Consider the following 19,814-nt stretch of genomic DNA (forward strand, 5'->3'; position numbering starts at 1 on the left):
TGCGCTATCAGCCAAAAAAAGAATCGCCGGCCTATAAAGGCCGGCGATTTTCACGTCGTATTTTTAAGACATCCCCAGTGCTTATGCAAACAGGCCCTCAGTCCTCGATATACTCCCGCACCCGGTAGGTTGCGCCCACTTCTTCTTCGCAGATGCGGCGGCAATTTTCAATCTCCTCCTTGGGAATCGTATCTACCACGGTCATCATCACCTTGGGGACGTACTGCCGCAGCTCCTTAGCAAAGTCCTTCATCGCCTGATACGCCCCGCTCTGCGCCGGATGGCACAGGGCGTTGTACTTCTCCGCCGTATCGGTATTCAAGGAGATGGAAACCATGTCAAACCGCCCGGCAAAGTCCGGGGCGATGTTCCGTCCGTGAATCAGACTGCCGGTGCCGTTGGTGTCCATCCGGGTAAAGATTTTTTTACCTTGAGCCTTCAGTTGGTCGATCACCCAGCAAATATCCTCCATGCGATAGCTGGGCTCGCCAAAGCCGCAGAACACCAGCTGCTCATACTTGCTCAGGTCCCGCTTTTCGATGTCCGCCAGAATTTCCTCCCGAGTAGGCTCCCGCTCCAGCCACAGGTTGTGCGTATAAATACTGCCGCTGCCCTTGTTGTGCCGCAGACAAAAATTGCAGTTGAAGTTGCAGCGGTTGGTGGTGTTCACATATAGGTTGCCGCCGTATTCATAGGTGATGGTAAAGCCTTTTTTCTTTTCCATGATGTTCAAACCTCAATTCCAAACAATTGTTTTCCGTTTTGCGCGGCAATTTGCGCCAGCTTCTCTGGGGCCATATTTTTCCACAGGGCCAAGGTCTGTGCGATATACAAAAGATTTCTGCTGTCGTTCCGTTTCCCACGGTTCGGAACGGGGGAGAGGTAAGGGGAGTCCGTCTCCAACAGGATGCGCTCCGGCGGCGTCACCGCTGCCACCTCCTGCGCTTTGCGGGCGTTTTTATAGGTAATCGGGCCGTCAAACCCCAGATACCAGCCTCGCTTGAGAAGAACTTCCGCCATTTCCGCACTGCCGGAATAGCAGTGGAACACGCCCCTCGCTTTCGGAAACTCCTCGATGATGGCCAAGCTGTCTCCGTGGGCGTCCCGGTCGTGGATAATCACGGGAAGGTCCAACTCCACCGCCAACGCCAGCTGACGGCGGAAAATATCCTGCTGAAATTCTCTGGGTGGATTGGTGTCCCAATGATAATCCAATCCGATCTCTCCAATGGCAACCGCCTTTGGGTGCGCCGCCAGACGGCGGATCATTTCCACTTCCGCGTCGCCGCACCCACCGCAGTTCTCCGGGTGAAGACCCACGGCGGCGTAGACATGATCAAACCGTTCCGCCAGCGCCACGGCGGCCCGGGAGGATTCCACATCGCAGCCGGGGTCCACCATAAGGTTCACGCCAAATTCCGGCAGGGCGGAGAGCAGCGCGTCCCGATCCGGGTCAAACGCCGCGTCGTCATAATGAGCATGGGTGTCGAACAAGAAGATTCCTCCGTTTCCTGCATTTATGCCATCAGTATAATCTCTTTCCCCACTTCCCGCAAGGGGAAAACGAAACCCACCCCGCCGAATGGCAGAGGTGGGCTTCGTCTATCAAGCATCTTATAGGTTTTTATCGCTTGCGGCGCAAGGAATTGCTCTCAAAAAACGCAGCGGAGCAGACTTTGCCCCAACGACGATTAGCACATTTTCGCGCCGGCGGGAATCGCGTCGTCCACCATCAAAAGGTGAAGGCACTCCTCGCCCTTTTCCGTGTGGACGGCGGAGATCAGCATCCCGTTGGACTCCTGCCCCATCATCTTGCGGGGAGGCAGGTTCACAATGGCCACCAGCGTCTTGCCCACCAAATCCTCCGGCTGATACCACTTGTGAATGCCGGAGAGAATCTGCCGGTCCGTGCCGGTTCCGTCGTCCAACGTGAATTTCAGCAGCTTTTCGGACTTTTTCACAGCCTCGCAGGCCTTCACCTTCACTGCCCGGAAATCGGACTTGCAGAATGTGTCAAAATCCACCTTTTCCGTCAGCTGAGGTTCCAGCTCGATTGCGGGAAGATTTTCCCTTCTGGCGGCCTCCTGCACCGCGTCCAGCGCCTGCAGTTCCTTTTCCACATCAATACGCGGGAAGATATTCTCCCCCTTGTGGACCTTGGCGGCAGCGGGCAGCACACCCCATTTGGCGGCGGCTTCCCAATCGGTCATCTCCGTAGATGCGCCGATCTGGTCAAAAATCTTGGCGCAGCTGTCGGGCGTGAAGGGCAGCAGCAGTGTTCCGCAGATGCGCAGCGTTTCCAGCAGGTTGTACATCACCCGGGCAAGACGCGGCTTTTTCGCCTCGTCCTTTGCCAGAACCCACGGGGCCGTCTCGTCGATATATTTGTTGGCCCGGGAGATGACCTTGAATGTCTCCTCCAGACCGTTTTGCATCTGGAACTTTTCCATCTGGGCCTCGTACTTGTCCCGCAGGGCGGAGGCCATGGCGATCAACTCGCCGTCCATCGGGTCTTCCTCCTGAACTGCGGGCAGCTGGCCGTCGAAATACTTTTCCACCATGGCGGCGGTGCGGGAGAGGAGGTTGCCAAGATCGTTGGCAAGGTCGGTGTTGATGCACTGGATCAAAAGCTCATTGGAGAAATTGCCGTCCTGTCCGAAGGGGAAGGAGCGCAGCAGGAAGAAGCGCAGCGCGTCCGTTCCGTACCGCTCGGCCAGCAGATAGGGGTCCACCACATTGCCCTTGGACTTGGACATCTTGCCGCCGTCCAGCAGCAGCCAGCCATGGCCGTAGACATGCTTGGGCAGGGGCATTTCCATGCTCATCAGCATGGCGGGCCAGATAATGGAGTGGAACCGGACGATCTCCTTGCCCACGAAGTGGACGTCGGCGGGCCAATATTTGTCATAGTCATGATACTGCTCGTTCAAAAAGCCCAGTGCCGTGGTGTAGTTAAACAACGCGTCCACCCACACATAGACCACATGGCCCGGGTCAAAATCCACAGGCACACCCCAAGTGAAGCTGGTGCGGGAAACGCACAGGTCTTCAAGGCCCGGGTCGATGAAGTTGTGGATCATTTCGTTGACGCGGGTGCGGGGCTGAAGGAAATCGGTGTTTTCCAGCAGGTCCCGGACTTTGTCGGCATACTTGCTCAGGCGGAAGAAATAGGCTTCCTCCTCCGCGTCCTGCACCTCCCGGCCGCAGTCGGGGCATTTGCCGTCCTTGAGCTGGCTCTCCGTCCAGAAGGATTCGCAGGGCTTGCAGTATTTGCCCTTGTATTTGCCCTTATAGATATCGCCGTTGTCGTGCATCTTCTTGAAAATCTTCTGCACGGCGGCAACGTGGTACTCGTCGGTGGTGCGGATGAAGCGGTCGTTGGAAATGTTCATCAGCTTCCACAGGTCCCGGATTCCCTTGGGGCCGTCCACAATATTGTCCACGAACTGCTGAGGCGTGACCCCAGCCTCTTTGGCCTTGTCCTCAATCTTCTGTCCGTGCTCGTCCGTGCCGGTGAGGAACATCACATCCTTCCCCTTCAGGCGCTGATACCGGGCGGTGGCGTCCGTTGCCACGGTGCAGTAGGTGTGGCCGATGTGCAGCTTGTCCGACGGGTAGTAAATCGGCGTTGTGATATAGAATCTCTCTTTTTCCATGGAAATTTTCCTCCTTTTCCGCCCCCCGAATGGAAGAGGGCGGTAATAAACGTCTGTAAATTTAAAGTATATGCCAAATAGCGGAAAATAACAACCGCCTCAGGAAGTTTCGTCCGCCAGACTGCCCCGTTTTTTCCACCGGCCGGAGAGATAATAGGTCACACACAGCACAAAGCCGCCTATCCACCCGATTCCAAACCCATAGAACATATAGGCGGGGCCAAAGTGGTTCGCCAGATAGTAAACCGCCGGAACACGCAGCACGATCATGGACAGGATCGTGACCGTCATGGGAAACACGCTTTCTCCCGCTCCGCGCATTGCGCCGTTGAGAATGTACATCACGCCGAACAGGGCATAGGGCGGCATGATGGCCCGGATATAATAGTTCCCCGCCTCCGCCACCGCCGCTTCGGGGGAGAAGAGGTGAAACAACCTGTCGGACCAAACCAAAAGTACCACCGTCATCAAAAGACACCACACCACCGTGGCCGTCACCGTCATGCGCACTCCTTGCCGCACTCGCTCCGGCTTTTTCGCACCCACATTCTGGCCAACAAAGGCGGTAACGGAGTTGGTAAGGGCCTGCACCGCCAGAAATGCCATGCTGTCCAGCTTATTGCCCACGTTGTAGGCGGCGGTGTACGCCGTACCGAAGGTGTTGACTTTGCTCATTACCGTCATCACGCCGATAGACACCAGAGACATCTGAAATCCCGCGGGAAGGCCAATGCCCAACACCTGACGGAAAAGCGTTTTGTCAAACCGAAAACAAAAGGGGTGAATGGCAATTTGAGGGTATTTTCGATTGATGTAAAGCAGACCGAACAGCCAAGAAAATGTCTGGGAGATGATGGTGCCCAGCGCCACGCCGGCAACGCCCATTCCCGCGCAGAGCACCAGAATCAAATCCAGCGCAATGTTCAGTCCCGCGGCAACGGCCAGAAACAGCAGGGTGGTCCGGCTGTTGCCGATACCGTTGAGGATACCGGCGTTGGTGTTATAGCCGATGGTCCCCACCAGCCCGGCGCAGACGATCATCAGATAGACCCAAGCCTCATGATAAGCCGCCTCATCCACCCGCAGCAAAAAGAGCAGGGGTTTGACCAGCAGCAATGCCAGAATCGTCACAGGAATGGCCGACACAAGGAACGTGGTGTAAATCGTGTCCACCGCGTCCCGCACCCGGTCCAGCTTTCCCGCGCCGTAATACTGGGCAATCACCACCGTGCCGCCGTTGGCAATCCCCATAAACAGCGAGGTGAACATGAAGATTACCGGAAAGCCGACGCCCACGGCGGCCAACGCTGCATCGCCCACATAGTTTCCCACGACCCAAGAATCCACCATGTTGTAAAGCTGCTGGAGAAAACTCCCCAGCAGCAGAGGAAGCGCAAACAGGAAAATATGTCGCGCGGGGCTGCCGACCGTCATGTCCCGCAGACCCCGATTCTCGTTTTCCATGAAATCTTCCATCCTTGTCCCATAAAATCACATGATTCTCATTGTACTATTTTTTTCCCATTGGAGCAACGGTTTGGTGCAAAAAACATTGTCATTTTCCACGGTTCCGGGTAAACTGTGAAAAATGACTGTATTACAAGGAGGATTATATGAAGCTGGTATCATGGAACGTGAACGGCCTGCGGGCCTGCCTTGGAAAAGGCTTTTTAGATTTCTGCGCCGAGGCGGACGCGGACGTAATCTGCCTGCAGGAGACGAAAATGAAGCCGGAGCAGGCGGAGTTTGACCTGCCGGGCTATGAAAAATTTTGGAACAGCGCCGATAAACCCGGCTATTCCGGCACGGCGGTATTCACCCGCATTCCGCCACTGAACGTGACCTATGACTTCGGCGGGGACGAACACCGCCACGAGGGCCGGGTCATCACCGCCGAATTTGAAGAATTTTATCTGGTGTGCTGTTATACGCCCAACTCTAAGGACGAGTTAGCGCGAATCGACTACCGTATGCAGTGGGAGGACGATTTCAGAGCCTATCTTCTGGAGCTGGACCGGACAAAACCGGTGGTGCTGTGCGGCGATTTAAATGTGGCGCACGAGGAAATAGACTTGAAAAACCCGAAAACCAACCGGGGCCACGCGGGCTTTTCCGATCAGGAGCGGGGGAAGATGACGGAGCTTTTACGCGCCGGTTTTTCTGACACCTTCCGAACCCTTTACCCCGAGCGGATCGCCTATTCCTGGTGGAGCTACCGGTTCCGCGCCCGGGAGAAGAACGCGGGCTGGCGCATTGATTATTTTATCGTCTCCCAGCGGATGCAGGAGCAGGTGCGGGAGGCTTTGATCTACGATCAGATTTTCGGCAGCGATCACTGCCCTGTGGGTCTGGAACTGGCGCTTTAACCCAGCAGGGCGGCCATGTCCTCAATTTCCAGCTCTTGAAGCGCCCAGTTGACCCCGTAACCCAGCATCCGGGACAGTTCCTTTACCTGCGCGTCAATATCCCGGGGCGTCACGGTGAGGGGCTGGCGGCGGCTGCGCAGCTTTTTCTCGTCAAATTCCGTCACCCCGGACTCTTCCAAAAGGTCTGCCGCCAGCGTGGCCGCGTCCACCACCGTGGGAATTCCCACGGCAAAGACCGGCACGCCCAAGGACTCCTTGTTCAGCGCCGAACGCTGATTTCCCACGCCGGAGCCGGGGACGATTCCGCTGTCGCTGAGTTGGACGGTGGCACAGACGCGGCCCGTTCGCCGGGAAGCCAGCGCATCCACGGCGATGACAAAATCCGGCTCTACCTCTTTTACCAATCCCCGCACCGCCTCGGCGGATTCCACCCCCGTGGTTCCCAAAACACCCACGGAAAAGGCCGACACCGGGCGAAAGCCTCCAAACTGGCGGGGCATGGCGGCCAGCAGATGCCGCGTGATTAACACGCTTTCCACGCACAGCGGACCCACCGCGTCCGGCGTCATAGCCCGGTTTCCAAGACCGATTACCATGGCCGCCCCATCTCCGGGCAGCATGGCCTTTAATTCCGCGCCGAGCGCCCGGACCGCCCGCTCGAAATAGCCCTCTTTCCTCTGCCAATAGTCGGTGAGATCCAGCGTTAGATAGGTTCCCACCGGTTTTCCAAGCGTCTTTGCCCCTTGTCCATCCAAAATTTCCACCCGCGTCACCGGATAGCCCTCCCGGCGGGATTTTCCGGCCTTGACACCTGAGAGCTTTGCGGTTTTTTCCGCGCTCTCCTGCCACAATTCCCGGGCCTCCATCGCCAAATCCGTCCGTTTGATATACATTTTCTGTAAGCCGCCTCCCACTAAATGTTGTGCATTTTCGTTATGTTTTCCGGAAGCAGATACAATATGCAAAAAATCAAAGTTTTTTCTGAAAAAAGGCTTGCTTTTTGTTCAAAGAACTGTTAAAATATCATTCTGCACGGTGAGATCATAAAATCTCACGTATATTGAGTTTGCCAAAGGAGGTGTTTGGTTTGCCGAATATCAAGTCTGCCAAGAAGCGCGTTCTGATCGCCGAGGCGAGAAACGCCCGCAACAAGGCTGAGAAATCCGAGCTGAAGACTGCCATCAAGAAGTTCGAGGCTGTTGCCGCAGAAGGCAATCGCACCGAGGCCGATGGCGTGTACAAGGTCGCAGTGAAGAAAGTCGATCAGGCTGTTGCCAGCGGCGTTCTGCACAAGAACACGGCTGCGCGCCGCAAGAGCGCGATGACCCTGAAGCTGAATAAGATTGGCTAAGAACGAGACGTCCGCATTTGCGGGCGTCTTTTTTTGAGAAATTTTAGTTTTTGCGGAAACACCTTACAATTGCGGCTGTTTATCCGTAAATGGTCTAACTTTTTCAACAATTCTTTCTCGTTTTGTGGAAAACTTTCTTATTCACCCCGAAGAAACGACAATTCGTTTACAGACTGTTCACAGGAAATGCATAATTCCGCCATGTTTATCGGGTATCTTAAGAATCAGCAAAGGGGACTCCCACCCCGATGCGTTTTCTCCCTCCTAAAACACACACAGCAGAAAAGACCGCTTCGGCGGTCTTTTTTGCGTTGATATGCAGAAAATTATTTTACTGTTCCATATCTCTTTTGCAGAGGGTTTTGACGGTATTTTCCGTTCTTGCGAAAAGTCCCTGCGTGGTATACTATAAAGACAAATCATTTTTACTCAGGAGGCGTTTTTGCATGAAAGACGGTTTTATCTCTGTCGCCTGCGGAAGTCCCCGGATTCATCTGGCTGACTGTGCCCGCAATGCGGAGGAGACGTTCACCCTGATGCGCAAAGCAGAGAAGGCGGGCGTTAAAGTTTTGGTCCTTCCGGAGCTTGGATTGACGGGCTATACCTGCGGCGACCTTTTTTATCAGGAGACTTTGCTGCGGGGCGCAGAGGAAGCCCTTGCCACCGTTTTAGAAGCCACCCGGAATCTGGAGGTGGTAACGGCAGTAGGTCTTCCCGTCCGGTGTAATAACAAATTGTATAACTGCGCTGCAATTATACAAAAAGGATGTATTTTAGGAGTCGTCCCTAAGACGCATTTGCCAAATTACAGCGAGTTTTACGAAAAGCGCCAGTTTGCACCTGCGCCGTCAGAGGGTGATTTTATTACGCTCTGCGGGCAGGAGGATGTGCGCTTTGGGGCCTTGCAGACTTTTGCCTGCACAGAAGTTCCCGGTCTGGTGCTGGGCTTTGAAATCTGCGAAGACCTGTGGGCGCCGGATTCTCCCTCTGTGAAAATGGCGCAGGCCGGGGCCACCGTGATTGGAAATCTCTCCGCCAGCAACGATCTCATTGGCAAGGACCAGTACCGCCGTCAGCTGGTGACCATGCAGTCGGCAAAACTTCTGTGCGGATATGTGTACACCAGCTCGGGGGAAGGGGAGTCCTCTTCCGATGTAGTGTTCGGCGCGCATCAGCTGATTGCCGAAAATGGAACCCTTTTGGCGGAGAAGCGGTTTGAGGGCGGCCTGCTGATTTCCGAGATCGACGTGCAGCGGCTCTGCTATGAACGCCGCCGCACGCAGAGTTTTGCAGACCTCTCTTGGGAGGAAAAATACGAGCATACGTTTTCCCTCACCATGGGAAAAACGAAACTGACCCGCTATATTGCGCCCATGCCCTTCGTCCCCGAGGGAAAGGGGGACCGGGATCAGCGGTGTCAGGAAATTTTGTTGATTGCGTCTCTGGGCCTCAAGCAGCGGCTGGAACACACCGGGGCAAAAACCGCCGTGGTGGGCCTGTCCGGCGGGCTGGACTCCACGCTGGCGGTGCTGATTACGGGTCTTGCCCTAAAGATGCTGGATCGGCCCATGACGGACATTGTGGCGGTGACCATGCCCTGCTTTGGCACCACGGACCGGACGAAAAACAACGCCGTGATTTTGGCGGAGCGGCTGGGGGCCACCCTGAAAACTGTGGACATTTCCGCCTCCGTCCGCAGTCACTTCAAGGATATCGGCCATGATATGGCGGATCACTCCGTCACCTTTGAAAACGGACAGGCCCGGGAACGGACGCAGGTTTTGATGGACGTGGCCAACCAGACGGGCGGCCTTGTCATCGGCACCGGCGATCTCTCCGAACTGGCATTGGGTTGGTGTACCTACAACGGGGACCACATGAGCAATTATGCGGTCAACACCTCGATTCCCAAGACGCTGGTGCGGCACTTGGTGGCGTATCTTGCCCGGGATAATCAAGACAAGGACGCGGATCTGACCGTTGTCTTGGAGGATATTCTGGACACGCCGGTGTCCCCGGAACTTCTGCCGGCAGTGCAGGGAAATATCTCCCAGAAGACGGAAGACTTGGTAGGTCCATATGAACTCCATGACTTCTTTCTGTATTATCTGCTGCGGTGGGGCTTCAGCCCGAGCAAAATCTATCGGCTGGCTATGGATGCCTGGGGGAAAAAGTATGACCGCACGGTCATTTTAAAGTGGCTGAAAACCTTTTACCGTCGGTTTTTCTCTCAGCAGTTTAAGCGCAATTGCCTGCCCGATGGGCCAAAGGTTGGCTCTGTGGCGGTTTCTCCCCGGGGCGACTTGCGAATGCCCAGCGACGCAAGTATGAATCTCTGGCAAAGTGAGTTGGATTCGCTGTAAGCATTCATATTTGAGGAGCAAGTCGCCAAAAAAGGGCTCCCACAGCAAAGTCACTTCCTTTGCTGTGGGAAAAGGAGGGGCAAGGAAGCGCGCGAAGTTGTTGCCGCAGGCAGAAACGGAGCAGCGCAGACTTTGCCACGACGCGCGAATGCCCAGCGACGCAAGTATGAATCTCTGGCAAAGTGAGTTGGATACGCTGGAATAAAACCTTGATCTCGGCGTGGAGGCCGTTTTTAACGGCCCCCACGTCTTCTTTTAAAAGGAGTTTTCATGAAAACTGTCACCATCTACACAGACGGAGCCTGTTCCGGAAATCCCGGCCCCGGCGGCTGGGGAGCCGTCCTCCTGTACGGCGCGCACCGGCGGGAACTCTCCGGCGGTGAAGCAGACACCACCAATAACCGCATGGAGCTGACCGCCGTAATTGAGGCGTTATCACTTTTGAAAGAGCCTTGTACCGTCGACCTTTGGAGCGATTCCAAATACGTGATTGACGGGCTTGAAAAGGGCTGGGCAAAGGGCTGGCAGAAGCGGGGATGGGTCAAGTCCGATAAAAAGCCCGCCCTGAATCCCGATCTCTGGGAAAAACTGCTGGCACTCACGGATACTCATACCCTCCGCTACCACTGGGTTAAGGGTCACGCCGATACCGCCGAAAACAACCGCTGCGACGAATTGGCAGTGGCCGAGAGCAGAAAGTTTAAATGACACTCTATTACGGAGCATTTCATAGAGCAAAAAAGGATCAGGAATGGCGCTTGCCATTCCTGATCTTTTTTTATTGAATTTTTCTGTGCCTCACAGACAGAAAGCTCATTTAAAGCGGCTTACGCCTCCGGCTCGTCCTGCGTCGGCTCTTCCGCGGGAAGAACCTCGCCCTCGCCCTGAGAAAGCTCTCCATCCTCCTGAACAGGCTCCGCTTCTTCCTTATCGGTCAGTGCCATGGAGATGACCTGATCCCCGTCCTCCTTAAAGCGCATGACGATAACGCCCTGCGTGGCGCGTCCCGCTACGCGGATGCTGTCCACCGCAGTACGAATCATGATGCCGCTCTGGGTAACCAGCAGAATATCTTCGCTTCCGTCCACGACTTTGACGCCCACCACAGGGCCGGTTTTATCCGTCACCATATAGTTCTTGATACCAAGGCCGCCGCGGTTCGTGATGCGGTAATCCTCCACGGGGGTACGCTTACCATAGCCCTTCTCCGTGATGGAGAGGACGGTATTACCCTCTGCGGCCCGGGCGGCGGCAACCACATAGTCGCCCTCCCGCAGGCGGATACCGCGAACACCCATAGCGTCCCTTCCCATAGGCCGAACGTCCGTCTCGTCAAAGCAGACGGCCTGTCCATCGTGGGTGGCAATGAGAATTCTCATGGTGCCGTCCGTCTCCCGCACGGTAATCAACTCGTCACCCTCGTCCATCCGCAGGGCGCGGATGCCGTTATTGCGCAAATTTCTCAGCGTATTGGCTGGCAGACGCTTCACGGTTCCGTTTCGGGTCACCATGAAGAGGAACCGGCCGTCATCCTCAATGGAGCGGGTGTGGATCATGGCCTGAACCCGCTCGCCCTGCTCAATCTGCAAGATGTTGATGAGGTTTGTGCCCTTGGCGGTCTTGCCCGACTCGGGAATCTGATAGCCCTTCTTGCGGTAGACCTTTCCGGTATCCGTGAAGAAGAGGATATAGTCGTGGGTGGAGGCGGTAAACACATCCACCACCACGTCCTCGTCCCGGGTTGTAATGCCCTTTTTGCCCATGCCGCCCTTGGACTGCGCGGTATACTCGCTGACCGGGGTACGCTTGATATAGCCCGCCTCCGTCAAGGTGAAGACGCACTCTTCCTCCTCGATCAAATCCTCGATATCAATTTCGTTTTCTACATCCTGAATCTCGGTCTTGCGGTCATCGCCGTATTTCTCGGCAATGGCCATCAGTTCTTCTTTCAAAACGGCGCGGATCATTTCATTAGAAGCCAAGAGTTTTTCAAAGTAAGCGATTTTCTCTTCCAGCTCCTTATACTCCGTCTCCAGCTTCTCCCGGTTCAGACCCTGCAAGGCAATCAGCCGCATGTCGCAGATGGCCTGCGCCTGAATCTCGTCCAGACCGAAGCGGCTCATCAAATCCTGCTTGGCGCTGTCGTAGCTGGAACGAATGACCTTGATGACCTCGTCGATGTGATCCTGCGCAATCAGCAGGCCCTCCAGCAGGTGAGCGCGCTCCTGCGCCTTGCGCAGATCGTATTTTGTCCGGCGGACAATCAGCTCTTCTTGGAAGCGCAGATACTCGTCAATGATGTGCCGCAGAGACAAAATTTTCGGCTGAGACTGATTATCCACCAGTGCCAGCATGTTGATGGCAAAGCTGGATTGCAGCGCGGTCTGGGAAAACAGGCGATTCAACACCACCTGCGGATTCGCGTCCCGCTTCAGCTCAATAACCACCCTCATACCGTTTCGGTCGGATTCGTCACGGATGTCGGAGATACCCTCTAACCGCTTGTCCTCTACCTGTTCCGCCATGTTTTTAATCAGCAGACGCTTATTCACCTGATAAGGGATTTCCGTCACCACGATGCGGGTCCGATCCTTGCCAAATTCCTCAAACTCCGTCCGGGCGCGGATCACCACCCGGCCCCGGCCGGTGGCATAGGCCGCGCGAATGCCGCTGCGGCCCATAATAATGCCCTTGGTGGGGAAATCAGGACCCTTTACGTGCTGCATGAGATCAGCGATCTCTGCCTCCGGATTATCCAGCACACAGATGCAAGCGTTGATGACCTCCCGCAGGTTATGGGGCGGGATGTTGGTGGCCATGCCGACGGCGATGCCGCTGGAGCCGTTGACCAGCAGATTGGGGAAACGGGCGGGAAGAACCCGGGGTTCTTTCCGCGTCTCGTCAAAGTTGGGGTCCCAATCCACGGTATCTTTTTCAATGTCCCGCAGCATTTCCTCGGAAATTTTGGAAAGGCGCGCCTCCGTATAACGGTAGGCAGCGGGGGGGTCGCCGTCGATGGAACCAAAGTTGCCGTGTCCGTCCACCAGCACATAGCGCATGGAAAAGTCCTGCGCAAGGCGCACAAGCGCGTCGTACACGGATTGATCGCCGTGGGGGTGATATCTACCCAGAACATCGCCGACGGCCGTAGCGCACTTGCGGAAGGCCTTCTCGAAGGTCAGGCCATCTTCATACATGGCGTACAGAATCCGGCGGTGAACGGGCTTCAAACCGTCCCGCACGTCTGGCAGGGCGCGGCCCACGATGACGCTCATGGCATACTCAATATAGGATTTCTGCATTTCGGAAACGAGGGGAGACTGTTCAATCTTTTGATTGGGGAACCGAATCTCCTCGGGATCATACTGGGGTTTCTTACTCATTTCGGTTCTCCCTCCTTAATAGTCCAGATTGACCGCGTATTTCGCGTTCTTCTCAATAAATTCCTTCCGCGGCTCCACCTTTTCACCCATCAGGATGGAAAAGGTTTCGTCGGCGGCCACGGCGTCATCCAGCGTAATGCGGCGCAGCGTCCGTTTTTCCGGGTCCATGGTGGTTTCCCATAGCTCATGGGGGTTCATTTCGCCAAGGCCCTTATAGCGGCTGATCTCAATCTTTGCATTGGGATTGTCCGCCCGCATTTCGTTGGAGATCACGCGGCTCTCATCCTCGGAATAAGCCACGCGGGAGTTTTTGCCCCGTGTCAGCTTGAACAGGGGGGGAACAGCGGCATAAACATAGCCGTGCTCAATCAAGGGCCGCATAAAGCGGAAGAAAAAGGTCAGCAGCAGGGTGCGGATATGAGAACCATCCACATCGGCATCCGCCATGATGACGATTTTATGATAGCGGAGCCTCGTCAGGTCAAATTCGTCGCCGATGCCCGCGCCCAGCGCGGTAATAACCGGCTGGAGCTTGTCGTTGCCATATACTTTATCGGCCCGGGCCTTCTCCACGTTCAGCATCTTTCCCCACAGAGGAAGAATGGCCTGAAACCGGGAGTCCCGTCCCTGTGTGGCGGAGCCGCCTGCGGAGTCACCCTCGACGATATAGATTTCTGTCAATTCCGGGTTTGCCTCGTTGCAGTCCCGCAGCTTGTCCGGCATAGCCGCGCCGCCCAAAGCGGTCTTGCGGCGAATGGATTCCCGGGCTTTTCGGGCGGCCTCACGGGCGCGGTTTGCGGTGAGGGACTTGTCCAAAATCATGCGCCCCACCTGCGGGTTTTCCTCCAGATAGGTGTCCAGCTTGTTGGAAACAAGATTGTTTACCAGCGTGCGGATTTCACTGTTGCCCAGCTTTGCCTTGGTCTGCCCCTCGAACTGGGCGTCGGTCAGCTTCACGGAAATCACGCAGGTAAGACCCTCCCGGCAGTCCTCGCCGGAAATCTTGTCCCCATCCTTCAGCATTCCGATTTTCTTGCCGTAGGCATTGAGCACATTGGTCAGCGCCCGCTTAAAACCCTCCTCATGCATACCGCCCTCGGGCGTATGGATGTTGTTGGCAAAGGACAGCATGGTTTCGTTATAGCCATCGTTATACTGAATAGCAATCTCCGCCATGGAATCGTCCTTGGTGCCGGACATATAGATCACATCGCTGTGCAGCGCATCCTTCGCCCGGTTCAGCCACGTGACAAATTCCCGGATGCCGCCGGCATAGTGCATTTCGTCGGACTGCTCCCGGCCCTCTCTCAGGTCCACAGTTCGGATCTTCAGACCGGCATTCAAAAACGCCTGTTCCCGCATCCGGGTATGAAGAATGTCATACTCATATTCGGTTGTATCCCGGAACATCTCCGGGTCGGGCTTAAAGGTGACGGTGGTGCCCGTGTGATCGGTGGTTCCCACCACCTTCATCTCCTGCGTAATACCACCGCGGGAAAAACGCATCTCATAGATGTTTCCGTCCTTGTGGACCTGTACGACCAGCCACTCGGACAGGGCGTTGACCACCGATGCGCCCACGCCGTGGAGTCCGCCGGAAACTTTATAGCCTCCGCCGCCGAATTTTCCGCCGGCATGCAGCACAGAGAACACGACTTCAAGCGCCGGACGGCCGGTCTGTGCCTGAATGTCCACGGGAATACCGCGGCCATTATCTACCACGGTAATGGTTCCGTCGGCATTAATCTGCACCAGAATTTCCGTGCAATACCCTGCCAACGCTTCGTCGATGGCGTTATCTACGATCTCATACACCAGATGGTGCAGACCGGAAGACGACGTGGACCCGATATACATGCCGGGCCGCTTACGAACCGCCTCCAGCCCCTCCAAAACCTGAATTTCTGAGGCATCATACTCGTTTTCTGAACCGACTGTGGTTGAATTTAGCATTTCATTTTCTGCCATTTGGTTTCTCCTTCCGTATGCAAGGCAAGAAGAGCCGGGTCCGCCGACCCGCGGGCCCGCTTCTCCTTGCCCCTGAGTAAAGTATTATGAATATTTATACACTGATAAACAGCATTCTTTTTCTCTTTGCCGCCTTTTCAATCAGCCCTGCAAAAAGAAAAATGTTGGTTCTTTTCTTGCTCTCGACTGCAAGTTCGTAAGTGGCATCCTGCAAAGCATTTCAAATGCTCTGTTTTTACAATTCCAATTGCAGGCTCTCCGCCCTGCGCTGCAAAGTCGTGGGACTGAGTTGAGAGAGATAGACGATCTGGGCGTGGTAAGGGTGATCGCACACCACAAAGGATTTTGGCAGAGTACCGGAAACATCCAGCACCACGCCCTCCGCCTCCGCTTTTGCAAGATACTCCCGCGTGCGCTTTTCATAGCTGCATTTGTCCAGATCAAAAATACCGACCACCCGTTTTTCCGGGACAATTTCGTTTTGACCAATGTGAAGATACAAGATACAAGTCCCTTTCTCAACGCGCCTCTTTTTAGAGACTCACGTTTCACGTGAAACATTGTGTTTTCAGGCATTTTAGAATGATTCCAGCACCTTTCCGGCGGCAATGTGAAAGACTTTTCCACCCAGTAAAACCGGCAGTCGGTCATCCTCGCAGCAGGTGATAAAAACCTGCCCCCCTGAAATGCGGTTCAGAACAAATTCCTGCCGCCGGGGATCCAGCTCAGAGAGAACATCGTCCAGCAAAAGAATAGGCGCTTCTCCGGTGACATTTTTATAAATTTCTCGCTCTGCCAGCTTTAAACTCAATGCCGCCGTCCGGGTCTGCCCTTGAGAAGAATAGGTCTTTGCATCTCGTCCATCAATTTCCACCAATAAATCGTCCTTATGCGGGCCGGACAAGCATAATCTGGAACCAAGCTCCGCCTGTTTGTGGGATTCCATATGCGCGCGAAGCTGATCGGTCAAAAGCGGCAGTCCTTCCAACGGATTTAAAACCGTGGAGACTGTTTTGTAATTGACAGAGAGTTTTTCTTTTCCGCCGGAACAGTCCGCATGGTTGGCGGCGGCGCAAACCGCCAATTTTTCAGTAAATTGAGCCCGATAATGAATGATAACCGCGCCGCTTTGAATCAATCGTTCATTAAACTCCGGCAGCATATCCAAAAGTCCGGGTTGTTCCTCACAGTCCCGTAAAATTCTGGTTTTGTGAGCATAGACCCGGCGATACGCCGCCAAGGCCGCCGCATATCTGGGTCGAAGCTGGCAGAGTGCCTGATCAAGAAATTTTCTTCGCGCCGCCGCGCCTTCCCGAATCAAAAGCAAATCCTCCGGACAGAAAAAAACAGTTTGAAACACCTGAGAAAGTTCCGATGAGGTTTTTGCCGGGACCTTATTAACCCAAAGTTTTCGCCGTTTTTCTCGATACAGCTCCGTCCGCAGTACAAACTCCCGATCACGGGCAAAAATTTGCCCCTGAATCAGAGCATTTTCCGCCTGAAATCCTATGAGTTCCCGGTCACTCTTTGCCCGACTGGAATGACCGCAGGAAAGATATTGAATAGCTTCCAGTAGATTGGTTTTTCCTTGGGCATTTTCACCAAATATCACATTGCAGTCTGTGTCAAATGCCACATCCTGTCGGTTATAATTGCGAAAATGTTCAAGGGTAAGACGATCAATCCGCATAAGATGGCGTGCAGTCCTCTCCGTCAATTCGCGCCACATCACCGGGGCGCAGTTTTTTTCCCCTCTGGGTGCAGATCTCGCCGTTGACCAGGACTTCTCCGCCCTGAATCCGTTCTTTCGCTTCGCCGCCGGAGGAAACCAGATTGGCCAACTTCAAAAGATCCTGCAATTTCACATACTCCGTTGTGATTGTTATTGTTTTCATATTAATCCTGCGCTTTCAGCCGCACCGGAAGTACCATATAAAGAAAACGCTCTTCCCCCTCGGTCGGAACAATTACAGCGGGAGAGACTCCGGTGTTCAACTCGATTTTTACCGTATCGGCAGGGGCATAACGCAAAGCCTCCATCAAATAGCGGTTATTGAAGCCGATTTCCAGCTCTCCGCCGTCGCCCGCCAAACGGCAGACATCCTTTGCTTCTCCGTTGGCGGTTTTTGCAGAAAGGAGAACTCTGTCATTTTCAAAAAGGCACCGTACCGGACTTTTCAGCTTTTCAGAGATCACGACGCTGACACGATCAATGCTCTGGATCAATTCCTTGGTATCCGCAACGACAGAAATTGGATTTTTGCGTGGAACCGCGTTTTTATAATCCAAAAATTCGCCTTCCAAACGTCGGCAAATCAGCTGCGTCGTACCCACTTCAAACAAAATATGCCGTTTTCCCAGAGTAATGGAGGCCAAATCCTCCACATCGTCGCAAATTTTTTCAACTTCGCTCAAAGCAGAGCCGGGAGCAACGAAGGAAAAGTAACCTCCGTTGACCTTTTCCAACGGTTCTTTACGAACAGCCAGACGAAAACCATCCACAGAAACGACGGTTAGGCCGTCTTCACTGATTTCAAAGAGGGAACCGGTGTGAACCGGACGGCTCTCATTGGTAGAGACGGCAAAAAGTGTCTCTTCAATCATGGAGCGCAGCGTTTTTTGCTGAAGAGAAACCGAATATTCGTCTTCCACTTCCGGGAGTTCCGGGTAATCCGCGGCGCTCAACCCCATAATATTGAAATCCGCGTCGCCGCAATGCAAATGGACCACCATCTTTTCATCCGAGGAAAAAGTGATGATATCATCCGGCATCCGGCGAATAATGTCACCAAAAAGGCGTGCATTTAGGACCAGATCACCGGGTTCTGTAACGTCGGCGGACAAAAGAGTGCGGATTCCGGTCTGCATATTGTAGCCGGAGACAGTGACGCCTTCTGCCGCGTGGAGCAAAAGACCCTCCAGAGCGGGAATCGAGCTTTTTTGAGACACGGCGCGGGAAGCCACGCCCACGGCACTTTGCAGCAGTGCTTTTTCACAAGAGAATTTCATAGGCCACTTTCCTTTCTGTCGGAGATGTTTCTTTTTTTATAAAAGAAGGCAGGAGCATGAGAAGATTTGCTTTCGTCGTCTTTTAGAAAAGAAAAATAGATCTTTTTAGTCATAGTTGTAGTAGAGGGACGAAAACAGTGGAAAACCTTGAAAACCATTGAAAAACCAGAAAAAGTTTTACTGGGAGCAGTACGGAATAACTCCATGGTTTTTCCACAGGGGGTCAGAAAGAGCAAGTTTTCCACATTTTCGTTTTCCTTTTCCACAAGGAAATGGGGAAAACTCAGTGCTTTGAACTGATGTTTGTTTTGATCTCTTTCACCGTTTCTGCGAAGGCGGCGTCGGACTTCATCTGCTTTTCAACCTTCTCAATGGAATAGAGCACCGTGGAGTGGTCGCGGTTGCCAAAAAACTTGCCAATGTCGTCGCTGGAGAGGTTTGTCATGCTGCGAATCAGATACATTGCCACCTGTCTGGCGGCCACGGCTTCCCGCACGCGCTGCTGCCCCCGAATCACTTCGGCGTCTACACCGTAATACTTGGAAACAAAATCCACGATGGAATCCGGCGTGGGAATGTTTTCACCTCGACGAAGAATGTCCTGAATGGCGCGCTTAACCAGCTCTTCGTCTACATCGTCTCCTAAAAGATCTTTGTAGGCCAAGAGCTTATTAATCGTTCCTTCCAATTGCCGAACGTTCGAGGTAACGCGTTCGGCGATGTAGATAGCCACCTTGTTGGGAATTTCCATGCCCAATAAAGCCGCTTTGTTTTTGATAATGGCAAGGCGCGTTTCATAGTCGGGGGGAGCCACGTCCACCAGAAGACCCCATTCAAAACGGGTGCGAAGACGGTCCTCCAACTGTGTCATCTCAGAAGGGGGGCGGTCAGAGGTTAAAACAATCTGTTTACCGGATTCATAGAGGTTGTTGAAGGTATGGAAAAATTCCTCCTGCGTCTGCTTTCGTCCGGCGATGAACTGCACGTCATCGACCAGCAGGAGGTCCGCTTTCCGATATTTCTCCCGCATCTCAGCGGTTTTTCCCTCTCGAATGGCGTTGACCAGCTCATTGGTCAGGTCATCGCCCTTTACGTAGGCAATTCTTGCGTTGCGGTCATTTTTTTGAATGACGTGGGCAATGGAATAGATCAGATGCGTTTTGCCAAGACCGGAATCTCCATAAATTAAAAGGGGGTTATAGTTTTTTGCCGGATGTTCTCCCACAGACATGGAGGCGGCATAGGCCAGTTTGTTGCTGGGACCCACCACGAAAGTTTCAAAAGTGAACTCGTCAGAGGTGAAGGCTTCCGACTTCTTTTTCTGCACGCCGCCGGAAAATTCTGCGTATTCCTCGGAAGTGAGAACCTTTACCTCAAAATCGGTTGAAAAAATATCATGGAGAACCGCCTTGATATTTTTCATGAACAGACTTTCAATATAATTTTTCTTGAAGTCGTTGGGACAATGGAGATAAAAAACGCCGTCCCGGAGATCTACAGCCTCCAGTTCATCGAACCAAGTGGCAATGGTTGTCTCCGAGAGGTCGCGTTTCAGCTGGGTGAGGACATTTGTCCAGACGTCGGCTACGGAATTCAAAAGAAAGACACCTCTCTCTCCCTGCGGGCAGGGGAAATCAAAATACACTTAATTATAGCAAAAAACGTGAAAAATTACAACACATATTCTAATAAATAAGTACGAAAATGAAACGGGCCGC

General features: G+C 53.9%; 16 protein-coding genes. 4 read left to right on the forward strand and 12 right to left on the reverse strand.

Going from position 1 to position 19,814, the window contains the following annotated elements:
• Positions 1–97 precede the first annotated feature (97 nt).
• From ON16_RS06655 to ON16_RS06670, 4 genes are all read right to left on the reverse strand, one after another.
• Positions 98–724: a TatD family nuclease-associated radical SAM protein gene (locus ON16_RS06655; protein ID WP_040661019.1), complete on the reverse strand. Its 627-nt coding sequence runs from the start codon at positions 722–724 to the stop codon at positions 98–100.
• Between the two features lie 5 nt (positions 725–729).
• Positions 730–1,494 (reverse strand): TatD family hydrolase, encoded by a 765-nt coding sequence (locus ON16_RS06660; protein ID WP_439645731.1) that lies wholly within the window; start codon positions 1,492–1,494, stop codon positions 730–732.
• A gap of 197 nt (positions 1,495–1,691) precedes the next feature.
• Positions 1,692–3,656: a methionine--tRNA ligase gene (gene metG, locus ON16_RS06665; protein WP_040660514.1), complete on the reverse strand. Its 1,965-nt coding sequence runs from the start codon at positions 3,654–3,656 to the stop codon at positions 1,692–1,694.
• 99 nt (positions 3,657–3,755) lie between these two features.
• Entirely contained in the window at positions 3,756–5,120 is a 1,365-nt protein-coding gene (locus tag ON16_RS06670; protein WP_243441784.1) for an MATE family efflux transporter, read from the reverse strand.
• A 149-nt stretch (positions 5,121–5,269) separates the two neighbouring features.
• On the opposite strand from ON16_RS06670, the gene ON16_RS06675 reads away from it, so the two are divergent.
• Positions 5,270–6,022 (forward strand): exodeoxyribonuclease III, encoded by a 753-nt coding sequence (locus ON16_RS06675; protein WP_040660517.1) that lies wholly within the window; start codon positions 5,270–5,272, stop codon positions 6,020–6,022.
• Here ON16_RS06675 and gpr read toward each other — a convergent pair.
• Positions 6,019–6,915: a GPR endopeptidase gene (gpr, locus tag ON16_RS06680; protein ID WP_040660519.1), complete on the reverse strand. Its 897-nt coding sequence runs from the start codon at positions 6,913–6,915 to the stop codon at positions 6,019–6,021. The genes ON16_RS06675 and gpr overlap by 4 nt on opposite strands.
• A gap of 194 nt (positions 6,916–7,109) precedes the next feature.
• On the opposite strand from gpr, the gene rpsT reads away from it, so the two are divergent.
• The 3 genes from rpsT to rnhA all read left to right on the forward strand — a co-directional run bounded on the left by rpsT (position 7,110) and on the right by rnhA (position 10,444).
• A complete protein-coding gene (rpsT, locus tag ON16_RS06685; RefSeq protein WP_040660521.1) occupies positions 7,110–7,373 on the forward strand; it encodes a 30S ribosomal protein S20 in 264 nt (87 codons plus the stop codon).
• A gap of 446 nt (positions 7,374–7,819) precedes the next feature.
• Complete coding sequence (locus ON16_RS06690; RefSeq protein ID WP_040660522.1) at positions 7,820–9,736, forward strand: NAD(+) synthase; 1,917 nt, start codon at positions 7,820–7,822, stop codon at positions 9,734–9,736.
• 270 nt (positions 9,737–10,006) lie between these two features.
• Positions 10,007–10,444 carry a ribonuclease HI gene (gene rnhA, locus ON16_RS06695; RefSeq protein WP_040660524.1) on the forward strand — a complete coding sequence of 146 codons (438 nt, stop codon included), beginning with the start codon at positions 10,007–10,009 and terminating at the stop codon, positions 10,442–10,444.
• Positions 10,445–10,563: 119 nt separating this feature from the next.
• Here rnhA and gyrA read toward each other — a convergent pair whose 3' ends face one another.
• The 7 genes from gyrA to dnaA form a co-directional block, all read right to left on the reverse strand.
• Positions 10,564–13,119, reverse strand: a complete 2,556-nt coding sequence (gyrA, locus tag ON16_RS06700) for a DNA gyrase subunit A (RefSeq protein WP_040660526.1) — start codon at positions 13,117–13,119, stop codon at positions 10,564–10,566.
• Between the two features lie 15 nt (positions 13,120–13,134).
• Positions 13,135–15,087, reverse strand: a complete 1,953-nt coding sequence (gyrB, locus tag ON16_RS06705; RefSeq protein WP_040660528.1) for a DNA topoisomerase (ATP-hydrolyzing) subunit B — start codon at positions 15,085–15,087, stop codon at positions 13,135–13,137.
• A 235-nt stretch (positions 15,088–15,322) separates the two neighbouring features.
• Entirely contained in the window at positions 15,323–15,589 is a 267-nt protein-coding gene (remB, locus tag ON16_RS06710) for an extracellular matrix regulator RemB (protein ID WP_040660530.1), read from the reverse strand.
• A 75-nt stretch (positions 15,590–15,664) separates the two neighbouring features.
• On the reverse strand, positions 15,665–16,777 hold the full coding sequence (gene recF / locus ON16_RS06715) for a DNA replication/repair protein RecF (protein WP_040660532.1): 1,113 nt from the start codon (positions 16,775–16,777) through the stop codon (positions 15,665–15,667).
• Positions 16,767–16,982: an RNA-binding S4 domain-containing protein gene (locus ON16_RS06720; protein ID WP_040660534.1), complete on the reverse strand. Its 216-nt coding sequence runs from the start codon at positions 16,980–16,982 to the stop codon at positions 16,767–16,769. The genes recF and ON16_RS06720 overlap by 11 nt, the downstream gene beginning before the upstream one ends.
• 1 nt (position 16,983) lies before the next feature.
• A complete protein-coding gene (gene dnaN, locus ON16_RS06725) occupies positions 16,984–18,096 on the reverse strand; it encodes a DNA polymerase III subunit beta (RefSeq protein WP_040660537.1) in 1,113 nt (370 codons plus the stop codon).
• A gap of 283 nt (positions 18,097–18,379) precedes the next feature.
• Positions 18,380–19,693 (reverse strand): chromosomal replication initiator protein DnaA, encoded by a 1,314-nt coding sequence (dnaA, locus tag ON16_RS06735; RefSeq protein WP_040660540.1) that lies wholly within the window; start codon positions 19,691–19,693, stop codon positions 18,380–18,382.
• Positions 19,694–19,814: the final 121 nt, after the last annotated feature.

It is taken from the genome of Oscillibacter ruminantium GH1 (assembly GCF_000307265.1).
Lineage (GTDB): Bacteria > Bacillota > Clostridia > Oscillospirales > Oscillospiraceae > Oscillibacter > Oscillibacter ruminantium.